22 protein-coding genes and 2 pseudogenes are annotated in these 20482 nt (G+C 63.8%); 9 read left to right on the top strand and 15 right to left on the bottom strand.

Features of this window, described 5'->3' with window-relative positions; all coding sequences use genetic code 11:
* The coding region (locus tag KBY74_RS08540; RefSeq protein WP_254942327.1) for a S4 domain-containing protein at positions 1-360 on the top strand (360 nt) is incomplete at its 5' end.
* Between the two features lie 20 nt (positions 361-380).
* On the opposite strand, the gene KBY74_RS08535 is transcribed toward KBY74_RS08540, so the two are convergent.
* Positions 381-560, bottom strand: coding sequence for a hypothetical protein (locus KBY74_RS08535; RefSeq protein ID WP_254942326.1), 180 nt, complete (start codon positions 558-560; stop codon positions 381-383).
* Between the two features lie 122 nt (positions 561-682).
* On the opposite strand from KBY74_RS08535, the gene pyrF reads away from it, so the two are divergent.
* Positions 683-1405, top strand: coding sequence for an orotidine-5'-phosphate decarboxylase (gene pyrF, locus KBY74_RS08530; protein WP_254942325.1), 723 nt, complete (start codon positions 683-685; stop codon positions 1403-1405).
* Here the strand turns inward: pyrF and KBY74_RS08525 are convergent.
* The 5 genes from KBY74_RS08525 to hpf are packed head-to-tail and all read right to left on the bottom strand — an operon-like array spanning position 1391 to position 6044.
* Positions 1391-2593: a glycosyltransferase family 4 protein gene (locus KBY74_RS08525; RefSeq protein WP_254942324.1), complete on the bottom strand. Its 1203-nt coding sequence runs from the start codon at positions 2591-2593 to the stop codon at positions 1391-1393. The genes pyrF and KBY74_RS08525 overlap by 15 nt on opposite strands.
* Positions 2594-2620: 27 nt before the next feature.
* Positions 2621-3961 carry an MFS transporter gene (locus tag KBY74_RS08520; protein ID WP_254942323.1) on the bottom strand — a complete coding sequence of 447 codons (1341 nt, stop codon included), beginning with the start codon at positions 3959-3961 and terminating at the stop codon, positions 2621-2623.
* 25 nt (positions 3962-3986) lie between these two features.
* On the bottom strand, positions 3987-4781 hold the full coding sequence (gene recO / locus KBY74_RS08515; protein WP_254942322.1) for a DNA repair protein RecO: 795 nt from the start codon (positions 4779-4781) through the stop codon (positions 3987-3989).
* A 7-nt stretch (positions 4782-4788) separates the two neighbouring features.
* Complete coding sequence (gene deoC, locus KBY74_RS08510) at positions 4789-5457, bottom strand: deoxyribose-phosphate aldolase (protein ID WP_254937484.1); 669 nt, start codon at positions 5455-5457, stop codon at positions 4789-4791.
* A complete protein-coding gene (hpf, locus tag KBY74_RS08505; RefSeq protein ID WP_106502264.1) occupies positions 5454-6044 on the bottom strand; it encodes a ribosome hibernation-promoting factor, HPF/YfiA family in 591 nt (196 codons plus the stop codon). Before hpf ends, deoC begins: the two co-directional genes overlap by 4 nt.
* 54 nt (positions 6045-6098) lie before the next feature.
* On the opposite strand from hpf, the gene lipB reads away from it, so the two are divergent.
* From lipB to KBY74_RS08490, 3 genes are all read left to right on the top strand, one after another.
* Complete coding sequence (gene lipB / locus KBY74_RS08500; RefSeq protein ID WP_254942328.1) at positions 6099-6779, top strand: lipoyl(octanoyl) transferase LipB; 681 nt, start codon at positions 6099-6101, stop codon at positions 6777-6779.
* A 159-nt stretch (positions 6780-6938) separates the two neighbouring features.
* Entirely contained in the window at positions 6939-8852 is a 1914-nt protein-coding gene (locus KBY74_RS08495) for an AMP-binding protein (RefSeq protein WP_254942321.1), read from the top strand.
* Between the two features lie 91 nt (positions 8853-8943).
* The gene (locus tag KBY74_RS08490) at positions 8944-9384 is read left to right on the top strand and encodes a YlqD family protein (RefSeq protein WP_106502263.1); all 441 of its coding nucleotides are present in this window, start codon (positions 8944-8946) and stop codon (positions 9382-9384) included.
* 1043 nt (positions 9385-10427) lie between these two features.
* Here KBY74_RS08490 and KBY74_RS08485 read toward each other — a convergent pair.
* From KBY74_RS08485 to KBY74_RS08460, 6 genes and pseudogenes are all read right to left on the bottom strand, one after another.
* Positions 10428-10658 carry a transposase gene (locus KBY74_RS08485; protein ID WP_254942320.1) on the bottom strand — a complete coding sequence of 77 codons (231 nt, stop codon included), beginning with the start codon at positions 10656-10658 and terminating at the stop codon, positions 10428-10430.
* Positions 10659-10895: 237 nt separating this feature from the next.
* On the bottom strand, positions 10896-11210 hold the full coding sequence (locus KBY74_RS08480) for a hypothetical protein (protein WP_254942319.1): 315 nt from the start codon (positions 11208-11210) through the stop codon (positions 10896-10898).
* A 51-nt stretch (positions 11211-11261) separates the two neighbouring features.
* Entirely contained in the window at positions 11262-11537 is a 276-nt protein-coding gene (locus KBY74_RS08475; protein WP_254942318.1) for a transposase family protein, read from the bottom strand.
* 36 nt (positions 11538-11573) lie between these two features.
* A pseudogene (locus KBY74_RS08470) lies at positions 11574-13130 on the bottom strand (IS5 family transposase).
* 239 nt (positions 13131-13369) lie between these two features.
* A complete protein-coding gene (locus tag KBY74_RS08465; protein WP_254942317.1) occupies positions 13370-14218 on the bottom strand; it encodes an IS5 family transposase in 849 nt (282 codons plus the stop codon).
* 124 nt (positions 14219-14342) lie between these two features.
* Entirely contained in the window at positions 14343-14588 is a 246-nt protein-coding gene (locus KBY74_RS08460) for a hypothetical protein (protein ID WP_254929519.1), read from the bottom strand.
* 53 nt (positions 14589-14641) lie between these two features.
* Here KBY74_RS08460 and KBY74_RS08455 point away from each other — a divergent pair, with 53 nt between their 5' ends.
* Positions 14642-15865 carry a hypothetical protein gene (locus KBY74_RS08455; protein ID WP_254942316.1) on the top strand — a complete coding sequence of 408 codons (1224 nt, stop codon included), beginning with the start codon at positions 14642-14644 and terminating at the stop codon, positions 15863-15865.
* On the opposite strand, the gene KBY74_RS08450 is transcribed toward KBY74_RS08455, so the two are convergent.
* Positions 15819-16346 carry a hypothetical protein gene (locus KBY74_RS08450; RefSeq protein WP_254929517.1) on the bottom strand — a complete coding sequence of 176 codons (528 nt, stop codon included), beginning with the start codon at positions 16344-16346 and terminating at the stop codon, positions 15819-15821. The genes KBY74_RS08455 and KBY74_RS08450 overlap by 47 nt on opposite strands.
* Between KBY74_RS08450 and KBY74_RS08445 the strand changes: the two genes are divergently transcribed.
* Both KBY74_RS08445 and KBY74_RS08440 read left to right on the top strand, forming a co-directional pair.
* Entirely contained in the window at positions 16345-17352 is a 1008-nt protein-coding gene (locus tag KBY74_RS08445) for a glycosyltransferase (protein ID WP_254929516.1), read from the top strand. The genes KBY74_RS08450 and KBY74_RS08445 overlap by 2 nt on opposite strands.
* Complete coding sequence (locus KBY74_RS08440) at positions 17349-17894, top strand: hypothetical protein (protein ID WP_254929515.1); 546 nt, start codon at positions 17349-17351, stop codon at positions 17892-17894. The genes KBY74_RS08445 and KBY74_RS08440 overlap by 4 nt, the downstream gene beginning before the upstream one ends.
* Here KBY74_RS08440 and KBY74_RS08435 read toward each other — a convergent pair.
* Together KBY74_RS08435 and KBY74_RS08430 are read right to left on the bottom strand one after the other, a co-directional pair.
* The gene (locus KBY74_RS08435) at positions 17846-19165 is read right to left on the bottom strand and encodes a tetratricopeptide repeat protein (protein ID WP_254929514.1); all 1320 of its coding nucleotides are present in this window, start codon (positions 19163-19165) and stop codon (positions 17846-17848) included. The genes KBY74_RS08440 and KBY74_RS08435 overlap by 49 nt on opposite strands.
* 113 nt (positions 19166-19278) lie before the next feature.
* Positions 19279-20259: a glycosyltransferase family 2 protein gene (locus KBY74_RS08430; protein ID WP_254942315.1), complete on the bottom strand. Its 981-nt coding sequence runs from the start codon at positions 20257-20259 to the stop codon at positions 19279-19281.
* A 53-nt stretch (positions 20260-20312) separates the two neighbouring features.
* Here KBY74_RS08430 and KBY74_RS08425 point away from each other — a divergent pair.
* A pseudogene (locus KBY74_RS08425) lies at positions 20313-20482 on the top strand (cysteine--tRNA ligase); the annotation flags it as partial.

Raw genomic sequence — 20482 nt, 5'->3', positions numbered from 1 at the left:
CAGAAGCTGATGGCTCTGGAGATCACCCAGGCCCGCCATGGCGGGCCTGCGGCGGCGGCGGCCCAGGTGGATGCAGCCAAGCTTGTGGCCGGTGCCGCGGGTAGCGGTGCCGCCGCCGCCGAGGTGCCGGAGGCCTCGCTGGCGGCGGTGAATTTCCCCGCCAAGGCCTTCTACCTACTAAGTGCTGTGGGCCTCTGCGCCAGCAGCAGCGAAGCCCGCCGCCAGATCCAGGGCGGCGGCGTCAAGCTCGATGGCGAAAAGCTCGCCGATCCCAACCAGGAGTTTGCCGGCCCGGAGGTCCTCGCCGGCAAGGTGCTGCAGCTGGGCAAGAAGACCTTTCGGAGGCTGGTGGCGGGCTGAGCGCTACTACCCTGCAGCTCCTACCTGGTGCCCAGTAGATCGTCCCAGCTCGGGCCCTGGGCTGCAGCTGCATCACTGGAACTGCCGCAGGGAATGGTGATGCCAGCATCGCCCCAGGGGTGCCAGGCAGGTAGGGGGCAGCAGGCGCCCGGCTCAAAGTTGAGGGTCACCGGCAGGGGAGTGGAATCGGAGAAGGCCATGGCCACGGCTCGCACTGCCCAAGCCTGGGCGCTGGCATAGGGCCCTCAATGCAGCGCTGATGCCATCGCCATGTCGTCTGGGAGACGCTCTGCCTAGCCTGCAAGCAAGCTGCCAGCGGCCCTTGCTTGAGCCCAGTGATCAAATCATCGTGGCCCTCGATGGCATGGCGCCAGAGCAGGCCATGGCCTTTGCGTCTGCCGTGCCTGAGCTGCGCTGGGTGAAGGTGGGCCTGGAGCTGTTCGTGGCTGGCGGGCCGGCGGTGGTCCAGCAGCTGCGCGATCAGGGCAAACGGGTGTTCCTCGATCTCAAGTTCCACGACATCCCGGCCACCATGGCCGGCGCCTGCCGCAGCGCCGCCCGCCTCGGTGCAGAGCTGATCACGGTGCATGCCAGCGCTGGCAGCGTGGCCCTTGGCGCGGCCCAGGCGGCGGCGCTGGAGTCGGCTGCGGCGGTAGGCCTGCCTGCCCCCACCCTGCTGGCGGTGACGGTGCTTACCAGCTGGGAGCAGGCCCGTTTTGCATCCGAGCTGGCCATTGAGGAACCGTTGTCCGCCTACGTGCCACGGCTGGCCCAGCTGGCGGCGGCGGCTGGCATCGGCGGCTGCGTCTGCTCCCCGCTGGAGGTGGCCGCCCTGCGGGCTGCCCACCAGGAGCCCTTTGCCCTGGTGACCCCCGGCATCCGCCCGGCTGGAGCGGCCCTGGGGGATCAGCAGCGGGTGCTGACGCCCGCCCAGGCCGTCGCCGCCGGTGCCAGCCAGCTGGTGATCGGCCGGCCGATCACGGCGGCGCCAGATCCGGTTGCGGCGTTTGCGGCCTGCTGTAGAGAGCTCTTATGCCACCAGTGAGCGCTGGGGTATGAGCTGGGCGTAGAGCTTCTCGAGGGCGTCGATGTTGCCCTCAAGTGTGTAGCGCTCCAGGGCCCGCTCCCGGGCCCGGCGGCCCAGCTCGGCGGTAAGCACCGGCTGATCGCGCAGCACCGGGATCAAGGTGCGCAGCTGGGTGGTGACGCCCTGGGTACTGATCACGATGCCGGCGCCTCCCTCCAGTACCTCGCCGTCGGCGCCGGCGTCGGTGGCGATGCACGCGGTGCCGCTGGCCATGGCCTCCAGTAGGGCCAGGCTCAGTCCCTCCACCAGGGAGGGAAGCAGGAAAACCTCGGCTAGCTGCTGGAAGGCCACGCGTCGCTCCAGGCTGGGCTCATAGCCCCACCACACCAGATCTGGTTCATCTCCAGGGGCCTGCAGCGCACTGCGCAGGGGGCCATCGCCCACGATCACCAGCACGCAGCCGGCGGGTCGCACTAGGCGCCAGGCCTTGATCAGGGCCTCGACGTTTTTCTCAGTGGCCACCCGGCCCATGTACAGGAAGACGCGCCGGCCCGCAAAGCGCTGGCGCAGCTCCTGCAGGTCTGGGCTGGCAGCGGCGGCCAGCGATGCCGGCTGCCACATGGTGGTGTCGACGCCGTTGGGGATCACGGCCAGCCGCTCGGCCCGCACCCCCAGGCGCAGCAGCATCTCCGCCTGCAGCTCCGAAAACACGATCACCCGATCAAATTTGGCCAGGGTGGGTCCATAGAGCTGGTAAGTGAGCTGCTGGGTGCCGGCGGTGAGGTTGCGCAAGCTGGCATCGAAGGCCGGATGAAAGGTGGCCACCACCGGCAGCCCCAGCTGCTGGCAGAGATCGGGTAGGCGGAAATCGAGGGGGGACAGGGTGAGGCTGGCGTGCACCAGGTCGGGCTTGAGTCTCTCCAGGGATTCGCGCAATTCCCGCTGGGCCCCCAGCGATGGAATCGTGTACACCTGAGACTTCACCAGATAGGGCAGGGCCACTTCCGGGCCGCCGCCATTGCTGTCGCCCTGGTTGTCAGCGTCCGGCAGGGCATCGCTGGAGCGAGCCAGGCTGCCGGGGGGTGTGTCGAAGTGGATAAAGCTGATGCCATGGCCGCGGCTGCGCAGCGCGTGGGTCGTGCTCAGTCCGTAGGTGACGTTGCCGCAGAACGGTGTTTTCTTGCCCAGCCAGGCAATGTGGGCCACCAGGGCTCGCGCGTCCGGAGGCCCACGCTACCAGCGCTTCCAGGGACGCTCCAATAAGGCCGCCACCAAGGCAATGGCTGCCAGGCCCCAAAGCACAGGCAGCAGGCCGTATCTGCTCACCACCGCCCCGGCCAGCACCAAAGGCAGGCTCAGGGCCACGTTGATCAGGTTGTTTTGCAGGCCAAACACCTTGCCGCGCAGCTCTTCGGGTGTTTCTTCCTGGATTGTGGTTTGGGCGGGAATCGCCAGCAGGGCTGAGCCCACCCCCAGCACGCCGCAGAGCAGCAAGGTGAACACCAAATTGCCGCGCAACTGACCCAGCAGCACCAGGCTCCAGCCGATCGTGCCCAGACCCGTGGCAGCCAGGTGGCGGCGGTTGAGCCCCTGGCCCAGCTGGGCCACGGCCAGGGCCCCAATGGCCAGGCCCAGGCCGCTCATCGCCAGCAGGGTTCCAAACTGGGTGGGGCCAAGCCCGGGGATAGCTGCCGCCAGGCTGATCGCCAGCACGTAAAGGGCGGCAAGCAGGCTGTAGAGCAACACCAGCTGCACCATGGCGCTGAACACCCGCGGCCGCTCCCGCAGCACCTGAAGCCCCTCGCCGATCTCTTGCCACACGGTTGTGCGGCTCGGCGCCCGAGGCGGCTCCTGCCAGCGTATTCGGCTGATGGCTACGGCCGCCAGGCCATAGCAAAGCGGCAGCAGCAAAAATTCACCGCCGCTGATGCCGATTCGTTGCAGGCCCAGGTTTAGGAGCCGCAGGATCGGATCACCCAGGGCAAAGCCCACGATCGTGGCGGCCATGCTGGTGGCCTGATAAAGCGAGTTTGCTGCGAGCAGCTGGTCGCTTGGCACCAACTGGGGTAGGGCTGCTTGTTCGGCCGGCGCAAAAAATTGGGTGAGCACCGACTCGAAAAAGGTCATCAGCACCAGCCCCCAGTAGCCCCAGCTCAGCCCCAGCCACTCGGGGCCCTCCACCAGGCATAGGGGAGCTAGCAAGACCAGCAACGCCCGCAGGCCGTTGGAGGCCACCATCACGCCCCGCTTGGGCCAGCGGTCGGCCCAGACCCCGGCGAAAGTGCCCAGCAGCATGGCTGGAATTGTGTTGGCCACGTAGATCCCCGTGGCCAGCAGGGTGATCATCTGGGCCCGGGTCTCGGGCAGGTCCAGCCGGATTGCCGAGGCGGCTTCCGCCAGGGCTGGGTTGGCCTCAGGCGTTCCCTTCACCCAGGTCTGGGCGATCAGGAACACCATCAGAACGATGTAAAACTTATCTGCCAGCTGGGAAAAGATCTGGCCAAGCCAGAGCCAGCGGAAATCGGGCAGCGCCAGAACGCCCTGCAATCCGGTGGCGTTGGAACTGCCGCTCAAACTGGCTCGAATTGCTGCTGGCTCGTCATGATGGCGCAGTCCCGGCTGCCAGGCCGGTGCGCAGCAGCCGGAAAGCCCGGGGTTTGCGGCTGAGATGCTCCTGGCACCAATGTTCCACCAGTTCCAGCAGGTGCAGCCACACCGGCAGGGGGCCCATCAGTTCGCCATCGCGCCGGCGGGGCAGGTTGGGCCGCAGCAGCCGTTGCAGCAGGGCCAGTTCGGATGCATTGAGCACTACCCGTGCCCCCGGCACGCCTCCGATCACCAACCCCTCGCTCGGCACCAGGCTGCAGCGCCAATCCCAATCGCCCACGGGCGGATCCAGGGGCTCGCCACTGCGGCTGCAGCAGCCCAGGGGTAAGGCGTAGCCGCCGAGGGCCAGTAGGTGGACGCTGCCCTGCACCGCGATTGCCAAGGCTTCTAGGTCGCAGCCCCGCTCCCGCACCAGGGCGTCGAGGCGGCCCAGCTGCATCAGTAGGTCGCCCAGGATGCCTGCGGAAGGTGCGTCGCTTGGCACCAGGGCCAGACAGAGCTCCATCAGGGCCTGGGCGGCGGCGAGGGCCTCCAGCTGCTGGGCCAGGCCGCTGTAGCTGCGCAGCACCTTCAGTTGACGCACCCGCCTCAGGCCGCTGCGACCGCCCACCTGCAGGCGTAGATGGCTCAGGGGCACGGCGGCGGCCAGGCTGCTGCGGGGTCTGCGCGCCCCCGGCACGGCCAGCCGCACCACCCCCTCCTCGTCGCTGAGCAGGGTGAGCAGCCTGTCGTTTTCGCCCAGGGGCCGGCAGCTCAGCGCCAACCCTTCGAGGCTTTGCTCCGGCACGGTTGCTTCAGCCCCGCATCGCCTGGGCCAGGGCCACGCCGCGGCTGGTGCCGAGCCGGGTGGCGCCAGCCTCAACCAGGGCAAGGGCATGCTCCAGGTTGGCGATGCCACCGGAGGCCTTGATGGCTGCCCGACCGCGGGCCAGCTGGCGCAGCTGTTCAATGTGGTCCACCGTTACCGCCGGCCCGAAGCCGCTGCCGCTTTTGAGGAAGCGGGCGCCGGCATCAATGCTGATCTCCACCAGCAGGGCCAGGGCGTCTGGATCGAGCCTGCCCACCTCCAGGATCACCTTCACCGGCAGGCCCAGCTCGCAGATGGCGGCGAGTTCGTCGTGGATCGGCGTGCTCTGGCGGTCCGCCAGGGCGCCGAAATCGGGCACCACATCCAGTTCGTCGGCGCCGGCCTCAGCCGCTGCCACCGCTTCGGCCAGCTTCACCGCCGCAGGCACGGCGCCGAAGGGGAAGCCCACCACGGCGATCAGTTGGGGGCTGGCGCCCTTGCCCTCAAGGGGCAGCTGCTCCCTGGCGCTGGCCACCCAGCGGGAGGCCACGCACACCCCGGCAAAGCCGAAATGGCGGGCTTCCTCGCAGCACTGGCGCACCGCGCTGCTGCCGTGGTGGGGATCCAGCAGGGCGTGGTCGATCAGGGGGGCTAGGTCGGGCCGGTCGGCGCTCACGCGTCTTTGGCCTGGATCACCCCGAAGCCGCCATGGTTGCGGTGATAAACCACTTGGATCTGGCCACTTTCGGCGTCGCGGAAGACGTAGAAGTCGTGGTCGATCAGCTCCAGCTGGTGCAGGGCATCGTCGATGCTCATCGAGGGCATGTCGTAGTACTTGCGCCGTACGCCCCGGCTGGGCAGTTCGGGCTCCTTGCCGTCCACCAAGCTGCTACCAGGTGCCGGCAGATTGGCGGCGGCGCCGGCCTCCTCATCGCGGGCGGAGCGATGCACCGGCCCCTGGGCCTGCTCCTGGATGCGGTCCTTGTAGCGGAGCAGCTGGCGGCTGAGCTTGCTGGCCACCAGGTCGATGCTGGCGTAGAGGTTGTCGCTGCGCTCCTGGGCGCGGATCACGGTGCCATTGGCAAACATCGTGACTTCAACCGTTTGCTGCGGTACCCGGGGATTGCGGGCCACCGACAGGTGCACATCGGCCTCTTTAACAAGGCCCTCAAAGTGGTGAATGGCGCGGGTCAGCTTGGTTTCGGTGTACTCCCGAATGGCGGGAGTGACGTCAAGATTGCGGCCATGGATCAGCAGTTTCATCAGATGGCAACCGCCTCCGGTCTTCTGGTGCACCAACGCTAAGAACGGCTTGTGATATCCCCCAACCTCGATGCAATCCTTTTTGAAGCGACGGTCCCGGTGCCGTTTGAACGGGCCTGGGCGGTCCAGCGCCAGCTGCAGCAGCGGCTGCTGGACTATCCCGAGGGCCCTGACACCGTGGTCCTGCTTGAGCATGAGCCCTGCTACACCCTGGGCCGCGGCGCATCGGAGGCCTTTCTGCGCTTCGATCCCGCCGCACCGCCCCTGCCCCTGCACCGCATTGACCGCGGCGGCGAGGTGACCCACCACGCCCCGGGCCAGCTGGTGCTCTACCCGGTGCTGAATTTGCAGCGCCACGGCGCTGACCTGCACCTGTATCTGCGCCAACTCGAGCAAGTTGTGATCGATGTGATGGCGGGTCTGGATCTGCAGGGCGAGCGGATCGATGGGCTCACCGGGGTTTGGCTGGAGGGCCGCAAGCTGGCGGCGATCGGTGTGGGGGCCAGGCGCTGGATCAGCCAGCACGGCCTGGCCCTGAATGTGGATTGCGACCTGGCTGGCTTTGCGGCAGTGGTGCCCTGTGGACTCGGTGATCGGCCCGTGGGGCGTCTGGTGGATTGGCGGCCGCAGCTCAACGCCCAGCAGCTGCGCCAGCCCCTGCTGGATGCTTTTGCCAGCCGTTTCGGCCTGGTGCTGCGGCCATCAAATCCCCAGGACGGGGTGTTCAAGCTGTGACTGCTGAGCCGCAGTGGATCTTGACCACCAGAGCCCTGAACTGGTGGTGCGCCGCTGGCGGCAGGAGCAATAAACAGGTCCCTTCCTGGCGCCGTTAGGTCGCGGGCGCCAGTCCAAAGGGTGTTAACACTGCTGGCAAGCCCTACCGCTTCCACCGCCGTGGCCCGCGCCGCCTCCCCCGCTGAAATCCATTGGAGCGGCAGTCGCCGCGATCGCCAGGCCCTGGCCGAGCGTGCCGACTGGAGCGGCCTCACCGGCCTGGAGCAGCTCTGGCCAGTGCTCGCGGCGCGCCACGGCGAGGCACTGGCCCTGGAGGCTCCCCATGCGGCCACGCCCGAGCAGCTCAGCTACCGCCAGCTGCAGCAGCGCATCGAGCAGGCCGCGGCGGCCTTTGCCGGCCTGGGTGTGGGCGCTGGCGAGGTGGTGGCCCTATTTGCTGAAAACGGTCCCCGCTGGCTGCAGGCCGACCAGGGACTGATGCGGGCCGGAGCCGCTGATGCGGTGCGAGGCAGCGCCGCTCCTGTGGAGGAGCTGGCGTACATCCTTGAAGATTCCAGCGCTTGCGGCTTGGTGGTGGAGTCGGCCGCCCTGCTGGCCAAGCTGAACCTCTCCACTGAGGCAAGGGCGCGCTTGCGCTTTGTGGTGCTGTTGGAGGGGGAAAGGGATGCGGGTTCGGCGCCAGGGGCCTGTTTCAGTTGGGGCGAACTGCTCGAGCGCGGGGCGGCGGCGTTGGCCTGCGGCACGCCGGCCCCGCCACCGCCGGCTGCTGGGGCCCGCCTCGCCACGATTTTGTACACCTCTGGCACCACGGGCCAGCCCAAGGGTGTGCCCCTGAGCCACTCAAACTTGCTGCACCAGCTGCGCCACCTGGGGGTGGCCGTGGCACCCCAGCCCGGCGACCGGGTGGTGAGCGTGCTGCCGATCTGGCACTCCTACGAGCGCAGCGCTGAGTATTTCCTGCTGGCCTGCGGCTGCCGCCAGACCTACACAACCCTCAAGCAGCTGCGCGCCGACCTGCAGCGGGTAAAACCCCACTATTTGATAAGTGTGCCGAGGCTGTGGGAGGCACTGCTCTCTGGCTTTGACGATGCCCTGGCGGCCATGCCGGCCTCGCGCCAGCGGCTGCTGGGCGCGGCCCTGGCCAATAGCCGCGCTTTTGGCCGCTGCCGCCGCCAGGCCCTCGATCTCACCCTTGCGCCGGAGGCCTGGCCGTCCCGGCTCGGCGCCGCGGGGCTGGCCTTGCTGCGCTGGCCCCTGCACCGGCTGGCGGCGTCGTTGCTCTGGCCGAAGCTGCGCCAGCAGCTGGTGGGCGGCCGGCTGCGCACGGCGATCAGTGGTGGCGGTGCTCTGGCCATGCACGTGGATGGCTTCTTCGAGGCCATCGGCATCGAGCTGCTGGTGGGCTACGGCCTCACCGAAACCAGTCCCGTGCTCACCTGCCGGCGCCGTTGGGTCAACCGCCGCGGCAGCTCCGGCCAGCCCCTGGCGGGCACCAGCCTGCGGATCGTTGATCCCGAATCCGGCGAGCTGCTGGCCCTGGGGCAGCGGGGCCGGGTGCTGGCCCGCGGCCCCCAGGTGATGGCGGGCTACTGGGGCAAGCCGGAGGCCAGCGCAGCCGTGCTTGACGGCGAAGGCTGGTTTGATACCGGCGATCTGGGCCACCTGCTGCCCGATGGCTCCCTGGTGCTCACCGGCCGGGCCAAGGACACGATCGTGCTCAGCAGCGGCGAAAACATCGAGCCCGGCCCCCTCGAGGAGGCCCTGGTGGCCAGCCCCTTGATCGAGCAGGTGCTGGTGGTGGGCCAGGACCGCAAGCAGCTTGGCGCCCTGGTGGTGCCCAAGGAGGCGGCGGAGTCAAGCGATCTGGCCCTGTTGCGGGCTCTGACGCGGGAGTGCAACCGGCTGCTGGCCGCCCGCCCCGGCTCCCGCCCCGACGAACGCCTTAGCGGAGTGGCCTTGGTGGAGCCATTCACGCTCGACAACGGTCTGCTCACCCAGACCCTCAAGCAGCGCCGCGACCGGATTACGGCCCGCGACGCTGCGGCGATTGAGGCGATCTACGCACCCCGCTGAGGCTTGTGGGTGCGGTGCAGTGCGGTGCGGCGAACCGGCGGTTGACCCCGGCGCGCCCTGCTGACAGCCTTAGCGCTGATTTACTCCCCCCATGGCTGACGGCTCCCTCACGATCAAACGCACCATCACCGTGCGTGCCGTGGTTACCCCCCGTTGGAAGGAGGACGCCGAGCGAGAGCTAAGCAATGCCATCGCCAATGTCGACGCCCAGCTGTCCCAGCTAGAGCAGGAGGGTCAGCAGCTGGTAGACGAGATCCGCCGCCAGAGCGCCAACCCCCTTGACCCCCGGGTGCAGGAGCAGGTGGCTTCAGTGCAGCAGCAGGTGGCGGCAAAGCGCGCCGAGCTGGAGGAGCAGAAGCGCCAGATGCTGGAGCAGCAGCGCCAGGTGCGCGAACTGGAAATGGAGCAAATCGTGGAGCAAGGCCAGATTGAGAGCGTCTGCGATGTGCAGGTGGGCGACAACCTGGTTGAGAAGTTGCAGGCGGCTGTGCTGGTGCGCGATGGCGTGATCGAGGCCATCGAGGCCGGCTGATCCCCCTGGCGGGAGCCGCGTAAAATCACTCCCTTACACGGCAGACCTCCGTTGGCCACCCACGAAAATGGCTTGACCTAGTGTGTCATGCTTTTAGGGTTGGAACATAGATTGGAACAGGCACCCGATCGACGTTAAAATCGGTCTACGCCTGACCTGAGGAGATAGGGGTTGGAACAGAGGTTGGTCTGTTCCAGCACCAGTTCTTGATCTCGATGCCAAAAATAGAAGTCAAAGAATCGACACTCAATGGCCAGGCGTATGTGATCAAATACGCCGACCTTCAAACCCTTTATTTGCGGGTTAATAGGGGTGGCAAAAGATATACCAATGTCTCGCTCAATGCTATCGATATAAAGCAGGCGCGCAAAAACGCCTTCTCGGCGTACGTGAGGGTCGAGGGCGAATCGTCTTAGACAAAGAGCAGAAAGCTTGATATGGGTACCTCGAAATATGAGGGATTTGCCAGCCTCTGATCACCATAAAAAATGCCATTCGGCATCGTCGCAGCAGATCATGATTGCGCTAGCAATACAATTTGGCGGCAGATTAATTCGCATCAGATACTGCTTAGGCAATAGCCAGGGCGTTAGTTTGTCGTTGGAAACAGCGCAGGAAATTAAATGTTAGATTTTATAGGACCCACCAGGCTTTATTTCTTTCAAGGCCAATCTTTCGTGTCAACTTTCCGCCCATTGAGGTTGTCATGGAGCTAAAAACGTGTTCTACACAAGCACGAATTGACGACCTACGGAAGGCCTGGGCAACCTGCTGTTGAGAAATCGCCGTTAAGGCAGGGGCATAAGTCTCAGTCCCTGCCTTGGGCGATGTCCCGGGTTATCCAGTCTCTCCCTAACGGAATTGCGCTCTTTGGCTGCTTCGCTAAGAGGTCAGTGCCGCCTAAAAGTAATTTCATTCCGTGCTCGCTGCCACGCCTCCCAGTGCGAGGATTCCGCTGATGTTGTGGCTCAGTTCCTGCTGGCCCGCGTGAACTGAGCGGTAGCCGCCGTTGCGCAGCAGGTATGGCCTCCGGCCGACTGCGTCTACATGACCACTGTGCGCAGGAACGCAAACAGCGGCGCTCCGTTGCGGTTTGCGTAGCGGTGGGCGTCCTCGTGCAGTTGCGTATCCCGCGGCCAGTGCCACTCGTTTTCAATGCTCCAGCGCTGGCGGATCAGTCGTAGCAGTGCCTCTGGCTTTGTCCTCAGGCTTGTGAGGAAGTAGTGGGAACGTGGCACCTGCATGCCTCTGCGGGTCACGGTGGTGCTGATCATCTCGATGATCCAGCTGATGCCTGGCCAGTTCGCTCTGATGTGATCCGGAGCTTCCTACCGCGTTGCGGAAGCCTTCGGCTAGGGCCCGCATCTCCCAGATGGTGTCCCGGCCATGCTTTTTGCCCTGAGCCGTTGCGGTGAAAGGGATGTGACGCTTGCCCTGGAACTGGCACTGGATCTGGCGGTGCAGGGTTTTCTGGTTGCCTTACTCCTTCGGAGAAGCCTTCGGCTACACCGTCAAGAGCACGTCGGCGCCCTTGGAGAGGCACCAGCGAAAAACGCTTGCGTGGTGTGCAGGGCATCCGCCTGGATCAAGGTGCCCTCCAGCTCAAGGGTGCTCAGAAGCTCTTTGAGCGCAGCCCTCTCACTGGATTCGTGGGTGTCGTAGGACTTCTGAGCCAGGGCGACACCGAGCGCCCGGGCATAGACCGTGACTTGAGCGACAAACCGGTGACAGCCGTCATCGGTCTCCACCGCTGAGCCTCTGAGCGTCTTTCCGTCGCACACCAGCTGCTCCAGACCCTGGGCCCCGCCTGGGATCTGGCTGATCATCCAGGCCTGAAACACATCGCCAAAGGTCTGTAGATGAGCCTTTTGTAGCCGTCAGGCTTCCGCGAAGCGGTACAGGTACAGGAAGGTGGCGTCCGACGGCCAACGCTTGAAATCCATGCCCAGCGCCTGGTTGAACTCCTGCCGATGCCGTTTAGCAAACGCCTTCAGATCACGGGAGCTCCTGCTGCCACTCAAGATCCCGAGCACCGCCACCAACAACAGGAACCACTGTGGGTAGCGAACACCACGACGAAAGCGTCCGTCGGGGATGGCCTTGAGAAAGCTGATTAGGGACTCCTGAAAAAGTGAATCTGGGAGCAGCCTCAACAAAAGTGGATCTTGGTTGAGCACGCAGCCCGATCATCACGCTGCAGCTATCTGAGGCTTCAGCGGCACAGTGTGAATACTCCGATTGCCTTCATTGACCAGAAGAAGGCGTAGCAAGGCCGTAAAAAAGACAAAAAGAAGCTCGAGCAGCTTCTCGAGGTTCATCACCAGCACATTGAGTGCAATGGTTGAACCCTGGGTGACAGCGAGTTTCTCACGGATCAGACCCAATCCAAACCGTCGTTTGCCCTGACCGATCTTGCCCTCGACGGCGTTGCGTTGCCTCTGATCGTCCAGGAACTGGCGCTTCTCTTAAGCCAATAACTCTGTATCGCTCTTGGGTCGACCGAGCCTTGGAACACTCAAGCGAATGCCATGGCGCAGGCAGAAGGCTCGATTGGCGCGAGTTCGATAGATCTGATCAGCACAGATCACTTTGGGGTAGTGCCCATGACGGCGGCGATAGGCCCTTGCTTGGGCTTTCAGGTCTTCTCCTTCGATATAGGGGTCTAAGCTTAGTCGATCCAGGAACGTAAAGCCTTCACCTGTCACCGAGATGGAGATCTTTGCTCCAAACTCAACATTGCACCGTGCCTTGCCACGCACTATCGGCCTGACATGAGGCTGGCCAAGGCTAACGATGCGGTGAGGAATACTTCTGCTGTCAGACTGGTCAAGAATGGTCTGCTGACGGACCAACTCGCTGACAATCAACAGCTTCTGGTAGGCATATCGCCCAGCCGCCAAAAAGCTTGCACCACAGGCGGTTAGGGCGTCAATACTGGCCAGATTACGCCTGAGATGACCAAGCTGCTGTCTGATCGCTTTACGGATTTTGTTGATTCGAGGCTTTTTATTCTTGGCCACGGCTAGAAACTGCTGCCTAGCTTGCTTGCGGTGCGTGCGTGGCTTATGGCCAAAGGCCCCTCTGACCTGCGAATGCATCGCATCGATCAGTGTCTCGGTCAATTCACGGGCTACTCCTTCGGAGAAGACTTCGTCAACATTGAGCAGTGAGAGATCTGTGGGGTGGCGGATATCTGCCGGAACACACGTGGCATCAATCAGCAAAGAGCCCTGATTGGGCTGTGTTGTTTTAGATCCAACCTCCTGATCGGCTGGGCGTGCGTCTCCGCCTCCCTGGTTACCGTCATCATCGTGATCGTTGACTGCAGAAGAACGGATCACATTCAGACCATGACGCACGATTCGTTCATTGCAGTCATTCACCACCGATTCCGGCAGCCGTTTTCGGAAATACACCATCATCGACGGATCAAATGGTGCTGAATACTGATAGCCTTTCAGGCCAATGAAGAACTGGAGATAGGGATTCTCCTTGATCTGCTCAACGAGTTCTTCATCCGTGAGCCCCAAGCGAGCTTTGATGATCAAAGCTCCCAGCGCCATACGAAATGGCTTCGCTGGAGCACCAAACCCCTTGCAGAACTTGGATGCATAGTCATCTTCCAATTCGTCCCACGGGATCAGCTCGGCGAGCTTGATCCAGCGGTTGTCGCCTGAGAGTTGTCCACCAAATGGCAGGAAGAAATCCTTGAACGAGAGCTGATCACGATGCTCGCGCCGATACATGTGGAAAACTCTGGGCGGTTTTTGGGCGCAAATGGCCCCATTTGCGTACATTTCACCGCCCGAAACTGCTCAGATCCATTGCGGCGCAACTGGTCTGGCTTTATTCAGGAGGCCCTGATTAAGTCGCTGGAATCAAGCTGATCAGCTGCGGCGTCTGGAATTTGGGACATGGAGGTGAGCCGTTCCCGCCGACCAAAGCCAATGCTGTCAGGCCCCGCCAGCACGCCATGGACACACTTCTAGGCGGCCCTGGCTAAGAGGGTGATTGCGCGAGCCCTTTTTATGGATGCGACTTCAAACCCACCTAGGCTCAGCAGATCTTCAATGCACTCGCCTGCATAGGCAGAATCTGCCCAGACATAATCATCATGATTTTCCGGATCCAGGAGCATTGGAAGCATCTGACTGTCATGAATATTGGCTGGAGTCACGATAAAGCGTCTGATAAAACTGTGCTCGGCATCAATGCAGATACTGTTCTTGTAGCAGTAGTGATTGATCCCATTCTTTTTCAGCCAGCGGGCATATAAATCCTTCTGCTGCAAACGATTTGGGTTTTCATCCCATCCATCCGGTAGGCGATCAGCCTTGATACCTTTGTTTTCTTCTCGGTTATTACGTTGCTTTGGAACAGGAACAAGAGTGGCATCAATGATTTGACCACCACGGGCTTCGAGGCCCTGGTCTCTCAGGTATCCCTCAAACATCTCAAAAAGCTCTTCGATTACACCAGCCTTGCGCAGGCGCTCTCTGAAGAAAGCCACAATTGTAGCATCAGGGATATTATTCATTACACCAAGGCCGGCAAACTCCTCGAAGGAACGACGGTCATTTACTTGGAATTCGACCTCTTCATCGCTTAAATTGAATAGTTGCTGGAGCATCGGCTTCCTGAAAAGAATCAGTGGATCTATCCGTTTGCGGCCAGCATTGCTTTTGCACTCCTGGCTGTAGCCCTTATCCAGTAAAGGGCGGAATGTTTCCCAAGGAATCGATTCAGTAAGATGCGTCAGGATAGGCTTCTTCTCTTGGAGCTTTGCAACTCTTTGTTGTTCGTCCCAGAAACCTCGCTGGCCAACGAAAAGCATGTAATCTTGAAGCCTTGGTATAATTTAAGTTCGGTCGCTATCAAGTGGTCTTGCGATTTTTCGAGGTGCCCACAAGATGGGCCTTATATGCTGCACTTTCCTTCAGAGATATGCCACGTACTACCTACGATTGTGGCGGACTAGGACGCGAAAACCGCCCGAGCACAAATCCCGCGGCCACTCCCACCAAACCACCCTGCAACTGCCACAACTGCTTGCGGTAACGCCAGGGCAGCCCACCCAACTGAATCCCCACCACCAGCAGCACCAGCACACTGATCAACGCCACAGCGCCTCCAGATCCGGCAAACCCCGTCGTCTGAGCAGATGAACGCTCACGCGTGAGCTTCAGCTCGGGTTTGGTGGCCATAACGTGATTGCCCGCAATCCCTCCAGTCTGACTGGTGCACATAAAGTTTGGGAATGGCTGCCTTCACTCTTTGCGCCGGCATCAGGGCCGCCCAAGCGGGGGCTGTTGAGGGGCCCCAACGACTACGCCGAGCAGCTGCCAATTGGGACTCGCTCGATGTGGATCAGTTACTGATCGGGGAGAGCGATCTGCCGCCACAGCCCCAGCGGCAGGTTCTCGCCGATGTGGCCACCAACGCCAACGACGATCCCTGCCTCCGTGAGCTCTTGCGTTGCTGCGCCGAACAAACCCGACAGGATTGGCTGCTGTTTACCAGCGCCGATGCCCTACTCAGCACTGAATTCTGCGCCAACCTGAGCGCGTTCTGCAGCAGCATCACCAACAACCGCAAACGGTTGCTGGTGGGCCGTGCCTGGCGCCTCAGCGACAACCTGCTCGACGGCCTCGAGGCTTGCCAGCTCCCTCCCACGGCAGAAGGGCTCACAGCCCTGATCAACGCCCACGGCTACCTCGATCCCGCCGGTCAATTCAGTTGGGCCCTATTGCCGCGCGGTGTATTGCAAGCCGCTCCCGTCGGGCTGGGCTGCGATCCAGCCGAGGTGCTGCCATGGCTGATCAGCAGTGCCCAGACCCTGGGCTGGCCCAGCCTCGATTGCACGGCAGCGGCACCGTTGGCAGCACCCTTGGCAGCGGCCGGTCATACCGCTGCCAGCCAAACGCCAACAGCTGCCTGCAAGGCGCTGTGGCCGGGAAGCGAGCAGGCCCCAAAACTCAGCCTGCTGCTGGCTGCACCGGAATCCCAGCTGCAACAGCTCGCGGACAGCCTCTGCCCAACCCCATCGCTGCCCTGGGAAGTGGTGGCGCGCCCAGCCGATCCCTCCGACGGTGCGGGTGCCGTGGCCGCAGCCTGGGCCAGTGCTCTCGAGGTCGCGCAGGGGCATCTCGCCTGGCCGATCACCACGGCCCTGCCACCATTGGCACTGCTGCCTGCAGTGCTGCGCTGCTTCGACACCGGCGGCGTGGATCTGCTGCAACTGGGCTGGCAGCTGGGCAGCCAGCCCATGCCCGTGCGTGAGCCCAACCATCAAGAGCCGGGCTGTCTGGTGGCACAAACGGCCTGGCTCCGGCGAGTGATGACGGCCCTGCCACACCAGAGCAGCCCCGCCGCAGCCCTGCTCTGGATGAGGCAGCAGGCTGAGCGGCGTGGTGCGTGCACCGCCAGCCTGCCGCTCACCGCAATCCAGCGCAGCGACGTAGGCGCTGCCATCGCCGTCTGAAATCAGCATCACGCTCCAGCAGCGGCTGATGCTCCCGTTCCAGTGCCTCCAGGAGCTGCTGGCGTTGTTGATCCAGTGGGTATTGGTCCAGCACATGGAGCAGCCATCGCAGCAACTCCGCTCCGTAGCCGCAATCCAGCAGCTGGCGAACCAGCCACTGCCACTGCGGTTGTTCGTGCCAGCGCACCGCGGGCAACAGGCTCAGCTCAGCCAGGGCAAACGCCACCTGCGGACTGAAGCGCAATCCCAGGCTCTGCATCCAGACGCGCTGAGCAGCCGCACGATCGCCCTCCGCACGCAACAGCTCACCCTGGCGCTGAAGTACCAGAGCGCGCTGCAGAGGCTGGAGGGAGTCAGTCAGCAAAGCGCGGGCCGTGACCGCTGCGGCGGCGCGATCGCCCTGCGCCAGCTGCTCTTGCAATGCTTGAAACTGTTGTAAGCGCTCCGCGGCTGCATTGACCGACACATCAGCTGCATTCATGGGTCCAATTCAGATGCTGGCAGCTGAGCCATCCCATGGCAGCAGCGCCCTGAAACTCAGCCAATTGTTTCGCTACGCCCGGGCCGACGGCCAGCGACGGGCACAGATCTGGATGCCGAAGCAGGTTGCGCTACCGCCCCATTCACCTTGGCTTCCCTTGCTGGAAGAGGGCTGGATCAGGCAACAGCCCCACCCCAATCCAGCGCTGGTGCTGGTGAGTGATGCCGCTGATTGGCGCGCTGCCGATCGGCTGTATGGCACCAGCACCTCGCGACCGCGGCTGCAGGTGTTTTGGGGTGGCGACCTGCGCTGCTGGGGGCACGGCGCTCTGACGCGGCCGGCGATCCGGGTGGCGCTGGGCGAGGCCGTGGCCCAGCAACTGGCTGCTGGCCAACGGCTGCGCGAGCCGATCCACACCCTGCCGATGGCACTTGACCCGGAAGACCTGCCAGCCCCGGGCCAAGCCACAACCGATCAGGAGGTACTGCTGCTCGCCAGCACCAATGCCACCCTGGGCCTTGCGCTGCAGCAAAGCCTGATCCGCCGCGGTGTGCGCTTCCGCAGCGAACTCAGCCCCTGGCCCATGACGCAGTGGCAAAGCGCACTGGCTGCTGCTCCTGTGGTGGTTGTGCTCGCCCCGCCCCCAGGGGAGGCCAGCTTCGGGCTGCGGCGATTAGCCGCAATGGCGCTGCGCGTTCCGCTGGTCTGCGAGCAACGACTGCTCAACGACCAGCTCTGCCGCGATGGCCGCAACTGCCTGCTGCGCCCCAGCAACCCCGAGGCCCTTGCCGACGCCGTGATCAGCCTGCTGGATCCGAGCGGGGTGGGGCTGCGGCGACAGCTTGTGGACGGCGGCCTGGCCACCCTGGTGAGGCACCGCCGAGCCAGAGAGCGCCTGGAATTCGAGCAACTGCTGGATCAGCACCAACAGCACTGGCACCAAGCGCTCAGCTGCCATTCTGATCTCAAGACGGCTTCCCGCAGCCCTGCGCCCAGCTCCCCATGACAAGTCCTCTCTGGCACCAGACAGCCGAGCAACTCCTGCGGGCTGAGCGGCTGCTGCAGCACAGCGTGAACAGCCTGGATCAGGCGGCCGTGGGCCGCCGTCGCGAGCGCGATCGAATCGCCCTTGAGCTCGAACAGCTCCTAAACCCCCTCGCAGACCTAAGCCAGGGCCTCACACGCCTGATTGAAGAGATGGCCGGCGGCCGTCAGGACAACCGACTGCAGCGCTGGCAGGGGCAACTGCAGCAGTTGCTCAGTCCACTGGATCTAGGACGGCAGATGCTGGAAGAACTGGTGATCCAGCTTGACCAACCCCTGGACCAACCCCCGGACCAACCCAGCCGCGATTCCCGCGATCACCAGAAACGCTTGCAGCTGCAGCAATTGGTGGCGCTGCGCCAGAAACAGGTGATGCAGATGCAAGCCGAAGTGAGATCGTTGCAACAGCAGTTGTTCGCTGCCACCTCACAGGAACGACCAGCCGTCGATGCCCCTCAAGGTCCCGAAGGCGACGCCATCAGCACGCCCAGCATTTTCAGCTGAGCTTCGAAACGATCAAGCTGCGCCCGGAACTGATCCAGCTGCGTTGCCGCTGAATCTGGCGCTGTTGACAGGCCGGATTCGGCAGCCTCCACCAGGGCTTGCGGCCCAAGGCTGGCCAGCAGATCCAGGCGAGCCAGCGCGTCTGCATGCCCCGGAGAGCTCTCGAGGAGCTGGCGGTAACACTCCGCAGCTGCCGCCCACGCCCCGCGCTTCAGCTCCGTTTCAGCTCGCCACCAGAGCTGCTCAAACCTCGCCTTCTCCAGCATCTCAGCGATCTCGTTGTTGTTGGGCTCGAGCGCGAGCGCATTGGTGAAGGAGGCCATCGCCGACGACCAGTCACCCAAACGCAGGGCCACCACCCCCAGCAAGCGGTGCGCCGTGGCTTGAGCCGGCTGCAACGCCAGGCAACGCTCCAGCCACTGCTGGGCAGCCTGCTCATCGCCGCGGCCTAGGGCCACCTCGGCCCGGGCGAGCAGCAACTCCACCACCCCGCAGGATTCCGGATCCGCAGCCAGCGGCGCCAGCACGAGATCAGCCCGCAACCAGAGCTGCTGGCTCAGCAGAGCCCGCACCAGCAACAGTGTCAGCGGCAGGCGCTCCTGAACACCGGCTGCCACCTGTGGATCACTCAGCAGGGGCTCCAACTGAGCAATCAACAAATCTGGCTCGCCGCGGCGCTGACGCAGCTGGGCCAGGCTGAGGTGAACCCGCCCAGCTTGGGGCTTGGCTTTCAGGATCTGTTCGAGCACAGCCTCTGCTTCGGCAAAGCGTCCGGCCTCCAGGTGTTGCTGCACCAACTGCAAAGCCCGAGTCAGCTCCTGGGCAGAGGCTCCCGAGGCGAGCTGGGGAACCGCCTCACCCAGGGCCCAGGGGTCGTCGATCACTCCCAACGACCGCCGCAGGGCATCGGAATTGCCCACCCTGCGCTCCGCCTCCTCCAGCACCACCCGCGCCGCATCCGGTGCCCCACGCAGGCGCTGCAATGCAGCCAGGGCGAGGTAGGGCTCCGGCCGACTGCTGAACCGCTGCGTGAGATGACGCCAGAGGGTTTCAGCCTGAGCCAATTCGCTGCGGGCCTCATAGCTCTGCGCGAGCCGTTGCCAAAGGCCCCAGTTCTCGCCATCACGCTGCAGAGCCTGCTTACACAGCTGCTCCACCCGGGGCCACTGGTTGGCCAGCTCGGCCTGCTGCAGCTCCTCCAGGATGGGCGCCAGCCAATCATCGAGCTGCTGTCTGAGGGCATCGCCCGGACTCGAATGCTCTGTGCTCATCAACTGCTCAGGAAATCGATCGGGAGGGGGGTATCAGGCGAAACTGGCCTGCCAGGCGAGACTGAGCTGCCAGGCGAGACGAAACTGGCAAGACGAGATTGTTGAGGCCAGCTTCAATCTTTCCACTCGGCCAACCATTGCCGCAGCCAGGTGCCACGCGGATCGTGGCGAAGTCGGCGATGGCTGAGATACCAGAGTCTGTTCAAAGCGAAGCTGGATCGGTTGTGCGATGCAAAATCGGCATCGCTAGTGATCGTGAGGCTGTGCTCGCGGTTGCTAGCCGCCATGCGCGCCTGCAGATCGGCCGCTTCAGGCCAGCAAATCCAGGAATCGGCCCGCAACCGGTCGCGAAAGTCGAGGTCTTCGCAGTAGGCCGGGAAAAATCCCGGATCAAAAAGACCCACGCGATCCCAACAGGCTGCCGTGATCCAAAAAGCCGAAAACTCCTGAGGGGCGGGCAGCAGGGGCAAAAACTGGGGCTCGCTCACCTCCAGCCGCCTCACAGCGCTGGCCAGCACACCGGGAGCGAACTGCACATCGTTGTTCACCAACAAAGCCGAAGCGGAATCGGGGAAACCCCGCAAAATCAAATTCCAGCTGGCGGCAACACCGGCATTGGCAAAGGGCCGCGCCACCTCCACCGTGTCCACCAGTGGATGGCCATCACAAGCGAGTGAATCGAGGGCACTGCGCATCTCATCGGCCCAGGCTGTACCACAGCTGTTGTCCACGATCGCCAGCGTGTGCACTGGGTGATCGAGGCTGGCCAACAGCCGGTCCAGCAGGTCTGGGCGATTCAAGATCGGCACCCCCAGCAGGGGGATCGCGGCGTCCTGCGGCAGCGGAGCAGGTTGAATCCGATCCATCGCCTGCCAGAACAACTCCAGCAGGTACTGGTCGCTGGTGCGCTCCACCACATCCGCCAGACAGCTCCACAACTCCGGCTCGCGCAGCTGCTGGCGCAGGGGATGCGGAGGCAAGCCGGCCAGATAGGCCTGCAGCCAATGAAACACCAAACTGCGGGCCTCCTGGAGCCGACCCGCCTGCAGGGCCGCCTCTACCCGCGGGCCCGGATTCACCGGCAACTCAGCCATAACTGTCACTTTGGCAAAGGCTTACGGTGCCGCCAACCCCCCTTGCAGTACCCGTGACCCTGCGGCTCACCAACACCCTCACCCGCCGCGTCGAGCCGTTTGAGCCCCTGGTGCAGGGCCAGGTGAGCATCTACTGCTGCGGCGTTACGGTCTACGACCTCTGCCACCTGGGCCATGCCCGCAGCTACATCGCCTGGGATGTGCTGCGCCGCTACCTGCTGTG

It is taken from the genome of Cyanobium sp. A1C-AMD, assembly GCF_024346495.1.
In the GTDB taxonomy this organism is placed as follows: Bacteria; Cyanobacteriota; Cyanobacteriia; order PCC-6307; family Cyanobiaceae; genus Cyanobium_A; species Cyanobium_A usitatum.
Note: the sequence above shows the minus strand (reverse complement) of the source record. Positions and strands in the feature narration are given on the sequence as shown.